Annotated in this window: 9 protein-coding genes; 4 read left to right on the forward strand and 5 right to left on the reverse strand. The window is 61.8% G+C overall.

Annotation, left to right across the window (positions count from 1 at the left end; translation table 11 throughout):
* The coding region (locus tag GEU01_RS05280) for an IS5/IS1182 family transposase (RefSeq protein WP_019085232.1) at window positions 1-353 on the forward strand (353 nt) is incomplete at its 5' end.
* 159 nt (window positions 354-512) lie between these two features.
* Here the strand turns inward: GEU01_RS05280 and aldA are convergent.
* Window positions 513-1961, reverse strand: coding sequence for an aldehyde dehydrogenase (gene aldA / locus GEU01_RS05285; RefSeq protein WP_010507111.1), 1449 nt, complete (start codon window positions 1959-1961; stop codon window positions 513-515).
* Between the two features lie 143 nt (window positions 1962-2104).
* The gene (locus tag GEU01_RS05290; RefSeq protein ID WP_019085233.1) at window positions 2105-2728 is read right to left on the reverse strand and encodes a ferritin-like domain-containing protein; all 624 of its coding nucleotides are present in this window, start codon (window positions 2726-2728) and stop codon (window positions 2105-2107) included.
* Window positions 2729-2916: 188 nt separating this feature from the next.
* Here GEU01_RS05290 and GEU01_RS05295 point away from each other — a divergent pair, with 188 nt between their 5' ends.
* Window positions 2917-3591, forward strand: a complete 675-nt coding sequence (locus tag GEU01_RS05295) for a GntR family transcriptional regulator (RefSeq protein WP_010507109.1) — start codon at window positions 2917-2919, stop codon at window positions 3589-3591.
* 27 nt (window positions 3592-3618) lie between these two features.
* On the opposite strand, the gene minE is transcribed toward GEU01_RS05295, so the two are convergent.
* The 3 genes from minE to minC all read right to left on the reverse strand — a co-directional run bounded on the left by minE (window position 3619) and on the right by minC (window position 5555).
* Window positions 3619-3894: a cell division topological specificity factor MinE gene (gene minE / locus GEU01_RS05300; protein ID WP_010507107.1), complete on the reverse strand. Its 276-nt coding sequence runs from the start codon at window positions 3892-3894 to the stop codon at window positions 3619-3621.
* Window positions 3894-4706: a septum site-determining protein MinD gene (minD, locus tag GEU01_RS05305; RefSeq protein WP_019085234.1), complete on the reverse strand. Its 813-nt coding sequence runs from the start codon at window positions 4704-4706 to the stop codon at window positions 3894-3896. Before minD ends, minE begins: the two co-directional genes overlap by 1 nt.
* Before the next feature lie 114 nt (window positions 4707-4820).
* Window positions 4821-5555, reverse strand: coding sequence for a septum site-determining protein MinC (gene minC, locus GEU01_RS05310; RefSeq protein WP_019085235.1), 735 nt, complete (start codon window positions 5553-5555; stop codon window positions 4821-4823).
* Between the two features lie 166 nt (window positions 5556-5721).
* Between minC and fzlA the strand changes: the two genes are divergently transcribed.
* Both fzlA and GEU01_RS27720 read left to right on the forward strand, forming a co-directional pair.
* Entirely contained in the window at window positions 5722-6390 is a 669-nt protein-coding gene (gene fzlA / locus GEU01_RS05315) for an FtsZ-binding protein FzlA (RefSeq protein WP_010507101.1), read from the forward strand.
* 4 nt (window positions 6391-6394) lie between these two features.
* On the forward strand, window positions 6395-6457 hold a 63-nt coding region (locus GEU01_RS27720), incomplete at its 3' end, for a hypothetical protein (RefSeq protein ID WP_039794073.1).

Below are 6457 nucleotides of genomic sequence, written 5' to 3' on the forward strand. Positions count from 1 at the left end.
TGGGCAATCTGGTCCGCTTTACGCTTATCCCCGGCCAGCATTACGACACGGTCGGGGTGGCGCCTCTCCTTGAACCGGCTGATTTTGAGGGACTTCTTGCTGACAAGGCGTTCGATGTCCACTGGATCGTGGACACCATACGCGCGCAAGGGGCCCGCGTGGTCATTCCCCAGCGTCGGAACCGCCTCGACAGGCGCCCCTTCGATGGAGCCCTGTTCAAGGCACGCCATCTCATCGAGAACTTCTTCTGCAAGCTCAAGGAGTTCAAGCGCATCGCCATGCGAAGCGACAAGACCGACAGATCATTCGCAGCGATGATTTATCTTACCGCCGCAATCATCAATTCGCGTTAATTCCCAACAGGCCCTGAAAAAGCTTCACCAAAGACTTTTCCATGGTTGGCAGGTGCCGCAATCCTTATCAGCCGGGATGATGGCGACAGGCAGGGCATCGGGCAATAAAAAGGCGGCCCGGACTGCTCCGGACCGCCCGTGGCGCATAGTGCCCTGACCTTATGCGTTCAGGTAAACGGTCTTGGTATCGACATAGGCTTCCAGCCCGTACTGGCCGTCCTCCCCGCCGATGCCGCTGTCGCCATAACCATGGTGGAAGCCCTGCGCGGCCTCGCCCCCTTCGCGATTGACATAGATCTCACCGAAGTTGAGTTCGTTGGTCATGCGCATGATCTTCTTCAGGTCCTGCGTGAACATGTAGGCGGACAGGCCATAACGCGAATTGTTGGCCTGCGCGATGGCGTCATCAAAGTCCTTTACGCGGATCAGTGACAGCACGGGGCCGAACACTTCATTGCGCACGATGTCCATGTCACCGTTCACGTTGGTCAGCAGCGTGGGTGCGTAAAAATTGCCCCTGTCATAGTCACCGCCCGTCAGGCGCCTGCCGCCCAGTTCGACCTTCGCCCCCTGTTCCACGGCCTTGCGGACCATGGCATCGACCTTTTCCAGTTCCTGCGCACTGATCTTCGGCCCCATATCGGTCTTTTCATCCAGCGGGTTACCGGTTTTCAGGGCTTCGACTTTCGTGCGCAGGCGCTTGAGGAACGCGTCATAGACCGCCGTATGGACATAGGTGCGTTCATTGGCGGTGCAGACCTGGCCACAGTTCATGAAGCGCGCGGCGACGGCGGCATTCACGGCGGCGTCGATATCCGCGTCTTCCATCACGATGAACGGGGCCTTGCCACCCAGTTCCAGCCGGACTTCCTTCAGCCCTGCGGATGCGGCGGCCATGATCTTGCGGCCTGCGGGCGTGCTGCCGGTCATGGTGATCAATTTGGTGATCGGGTTGGTCACCAGCGCGTTGCCCACCGTCGCGCCGCCGCCGGTCACGACATTGAATATCCCCTTGGGGAAACCGGCTTCGACCGACAGTTCCGCAAGCGCCAGGGTGGAAAGTGGCGTGAGTTCATGCGGCTTGATGACAAAGGTATTGCCCGCCGCCAGCGCCGGACCCATCTTGCGCGCGGTCAGGGCAAGGGGAAAGTTCCATGCCGAAATGCCGGCCACCACGCCGTGGGGGATCTTTTCGATCAGGATCTTCTCACCGGGGCGGCTGCCGGGAATGATGTTGCCTTCCAGGCGGCGTACGTTTTCAGCAGCGAAGCGGATCAGCTGGATGGCGAAATTGACTTCGATCCGGGCTTCCTTAAGCGGCTTGCCGTTTTCCGAGGTGATGATGCGCGCCAGCTTTTCCGCATCACGCCGGATCAGTTCGATCAGGCGGTACAGGTAATCCGCCCGGTCGGTGGCAACCAGTCGGCTCCATGCGGGAAAGGCGTCCTGTGCGGTACGCAGCGCGCGGTTGACATCGTCTTCACCCGCGACCGCCACATGGGCCAGTATGTCCCCGGTTGCGGGATTACGGATGGTATCGCGTTCGGTATTGTCAGCCTTGGACCATGCGCCACCAATGAACAGGTCATGGGTTTTCGGCTTGGTCATGGGGAATCTCCGTTTTCAGTCAGTTCTGTGGATTGTCGGCCCTGTGGCCGGACGCCGCGCGCGGCAACGCCACCCGCCCCGGTCCGTCCGGGGCAGGGTGGGCGCATGTGGGGCAGGCGGCGGGATAGCTAGGCGGAAGAAGGTCAGGACTGCAGGAAGGGGCGGCCTTCGTGGGCGACCAGCAGGTCATGCATGTCGGTTGCGTGTTCTTCTTCTTCCGCAAGGATCTTTTCAAGCATGATCCGCGTTGTGGGATCATGGTCGGCGAAATAACGGATCAGTTCGCGATAATGTTCGATGACCAGACGTTCGGCCACAAGGTTCTGGCGCACCATTTCAATCAGGTTGCCGCCATTGCCATATTCGGTGGCGGACCGGGTCGCCAGTCCTTCGGGCGACAGGTTCGGCACGCCGCCAAGCTGGTCGATGCGGTCGGCCGCCCACATCATATGGGCCCGTTCTTCCTTGGCGTGGGTTGCGAATTCGCTGGAAACACTTTCGCTGGTAATGCCCGTGACGGAAATGGAATGCATGGTATAGCGCAGCACGCATACAAGTTCGGTCGCAACGACAGTCTGCAGCAGGTCGATCGCGGTCTGGACATTGCCCTGGTACGCGGGGGTAAGGGCCCCTTTTTCGATTGCTTTCTTCGCGCGTTCACGCAGGGTCTGCACATCGGTCAGGAACGTATTTTCGGCTGCATCGGACATGATGCTCTCCTTGTCGGTTTCGGGCATGCGCGCGGTGGCATGTCCGTTACGGATCATTGCTGGTCCTAACGGGCCGACAGGAAAGGGGTTCCCCCACAAGGCGGTTTTGGGGGCGGATCGGCCCGCAGGCAGCCTAAATGCGGCAAAAATGGTTTTTTCGTTGCGTCAGGCGTTGCCATTCACGGCCAGATCATTATTGATCGATATAAATAAGACCTATTTGCATTAAGGATGAAGTAAACGGCATGGTATCATTCAGCGCAGGCCAGTCTGAAAAGCTTCCCCGCCGCGCGTTGAGCGACGACGCCTATGACCACGTGCGTCGTGGGCTGATCCGCAGCCGTTATCGCTCGGGCGAGCGGCTGGTATTGCGGCCGCTGGCGGCGGAACTGGGGCTTAGTCCCACCCCCGTGCGTGAGGCGCTGCTGCGGCTTGTGTCCGAACATGCGCTGGAACTCAATGATCGCAATACCGCCGTCGTGCCCGCCATGACCCAGCGCAGCTTTGCCGAAATCCATGACCTGCGCGTTGACCTGGAAATGCGTCTTGCCGCCGCTGCGGCCCGGCGCGCATCCGATCATGGGATCGAGGCACTGGTCATCCTGCAGCAGCAGTTCATGAACGCATCGCACGCGGGTGATGATGGCGGCATGGCGGCCTTCAACGCGGATTTCCATACCACGGTGGCGACATTGGCCGAACTGCCGCTGACCGCGACGATCCTGCGCAACCTGTGGATGCGCATCGGACCGATCTATGCCCTGTCGCGGCCCATGATCCAGATGCAGCATGAAGGGCGCACCCACCCGCATGACGACCTGATCGCGGCATTGCGCCAGCGTGACGTGGCGGCGGCGCAGGCAGCGGTCACGCGTGATTTCGAACACGCGCGCCGCTGGATCGAACCCCGCCTGTCCTGACGGGGCATGACCCGGCCGGGCGCGTCCTTACGGGCGGCCCGGCGTGCGGATCTGCGGCACCTCGATGTCGATTTCCAGCATCGAGACGGAATTGCCACGGTCCAGCTTCACCTGCACCTTTTCCTGCTCGACGGGAATGTGCCGCTTGATGACTTCAAGGATTTCCGCCTGCAGCTTGGACAGGAGGTCGGATTCATTGCCATCTCCCGTCCGTTCATGCGCCAGCAGGATCTGCAACCTGTCGCGGGCGACGGGGGCGGATGTTTTCGTGCCGCGGCCAAATAGGGTATCAAACAGGCCCATCAGCTTTTCCCCTTGAACAGGCGCGCCAGCAGGCCCTTGCGTTCGGTCGGGACCGTGATTTCCAGTTTCTCGCCTTCCAGCCGGCGCGCGGCTTCGGCATAGGCGCGGGCAGGCGGGCTGTCAGGGCTGCTTAACGTCACCGGCGCGCCCAGGTTCGATGCGCGCAGCACTTCCTCGCTTTCGGGAATGATGCCCAGCAGCGGGATGGACAGGATTTCCAGCACGTCCTCGATCCGCAGCATCTCGCCGCGCGCCGCGCGCGCCGGGTCGTAGCGGGTCAGCAGCAGGTGCTTTTCGATCTTGCCGCCGCCCTTCGCCTTTTCGGTCGTGCTGTCCAGCATCCCGATGATCCGGTCACTGTCGCGCACGGATGATACTTCGGGGTTGGTCACGACAATGGCGTGGTCGGCATGGTACATGGCCAGCTGCGCGCCGCGTTCGATCCCGGCCGGGCTGTCACAGATCACCCAGTCGAACTTCTCCCGCAGTTCCTGCATGACGCGGGCGACCCCTTCGGCGGTCAGGGCGTCCTTGTCGCGCGTCTGGGACGCGGGCAGGATGGACAGTGTCTCGATGCGCTTGTCACGGATCAGCGCCTGCGACAGCTTGGCGTCGCCCTGGATCACGTTGATCAGGTCGAACACGACCCGCCGTTCGGCCCCCATCACCAGGTCGAGGTTACGGAGGCCCACGTCAAAATCAACCACGACGACATTCTGCCCGGTCTGCGCCAGCGAGGCGCCCAATGCGGCGGTTGACGTGGTCTTTCCGACGCCACCCTTGCCGGATGTGACAACCAGAACTTTTGCCATTGAGGTACCTGTTTGTCCGCTTTTAGGAGGTGTTTTCTTGTTCATGACCTGATGGATACGGTTGGATGGGTGGGCGCGCCTGAGGAGCGCGACGGGGGACTTTCGGACGCCTGTCTAGCGTTTGCGTACGGGAAAGACAGGTGGCACCAGCGGCTGGACCACAAGTGTGTCATTAGTGAGGACGATCTGTGCAGGTTTTTCAACATATTGCGGATCAATTTCCTCCGCCGTTATGTAATATCCGTCAATCGCCAGCAGTTCCGCCTGCATGGAATGGGCGAATATCCGGGCGTGGGGCTGCCCGTTCATGCCCGCGATGGCACGGCCACGCAGCGGGCCATAGATATGGATCGACCCGCCCGCCGTCACTTCCGCGCCCGACCCGACGGAGCCGATGACGATGACATCGCCATCGGGGTTCATGATTACCTGCCCCGAACGTATGGGCTGTTCGATTATCATCGATGACCCGCGTGGCGGCTGCGGCTGCACGGGCGCTGCGTCATCGGGTATGTCGACCGCCCCCGACGCGCGCCAGCCCATGAACCCCGATGGCCAGTCCCATCCCGCGCAGGCGGGCCATGAGGCATCGCCGCCTTCTATGCCGATGATGCGGATGCCACGCGCGCGCAACGCGGGATAGAGTTCGGCCAGCCCCTCCGTCGTGGCGTCAAGCAGGGACAGGTCAAGAATGACCGGCTTGCCGGCGAAGAATGTGCTCGATCGCGCGATCTGCGCATCAAGCCCGGCCAGCCAGTCGGCCAGGACGGGTTCGGGCGACAGCACCAGGGCAAGGAACGACCGCCCGCGTGCGCGGATTTTCGGTGGGGGACGCAGTTCGTCGGGCAACGTTATCCTGTCCTGTCTGGTGAATGGGGCGTGTTGTTTCAGCTACCGTGTCAGGCCGTCACTGTCGAGGGAAGGATGCGCCATTCACCCGCCATGCAGCCATACTTTTTCATGCCTGCGCACTCGGGGCTTGGCGAAGGGCGGGACAATGCAATAAAGCGGGAACATGCGCATCCTGTATCACCTTCCCCTTTCCCCCTATTCCCGCAAGGTCCGCCTCGTGCTGGGGGAAAAGCGGTTGCCGTTTGAACTCAAGACCGAGCGGGTGTGGGAACGCCGTCCCGAATACCTTGACCGCAACCCGGCCGGCACGGTGCCCATGCTACAGGAAAGCAACGGGCTGTGCATTCCCGATTCGTGGGTGATCTGCGAATATCTGGAGGAAGCCTATCCCGACACCCCGCTGCTGGGCCGTACGCTGGCCGAACGGGTGGAAGTGCGCCGGCTGGTGGTCTGGTTCGATGAAAAATTCGGGGCCGAGGTCTCGCGCAACCTGCTTAATGAAAAGGTGATGAAGCGCATTTCGGGCAAGGGCAATCCCGATGGCGCGGCCCTGCGTGCGGGCTATGCCAACATCCGCGTCCACCTGTCCTATATCGACTGGCTGGCGGAAACGCGGCAGTGGCTGGCGGGCAACATGCTGTCGATGGCGGATTTCGCCGCCGCCGCCCACCTGTCCTGCCTTGATTTCCTTGATGACGTGGACTGGTCGCGCGCGCCCGCGGCCAAGGACTGGTATGCCCGCGTCAAGAGCCGCCCGTGCTTCCGCGCCCTGCTGCAGGACCGCATCACCGGCTTCACCCCCCCCGCCCATTACGCGGATCTGGATTTCTAGGGACATGACAGCACACACTGCCGGTTTCAGCGCCATCGTGCTGGGGGCCGGGGCGGCCGGCCTCATG

Source organism: Komagataeibacter europaeus LMG 18890 (assembly GCF_000285295.1).
GTDB classification, from domain to species: domain Bacteria; phylum Pseudomonadota; class Alphaproteobacteria; order Acetobacterales; family Acetobacteraceae; genus Komagataeibacter; species Komagataeibacter europaeus.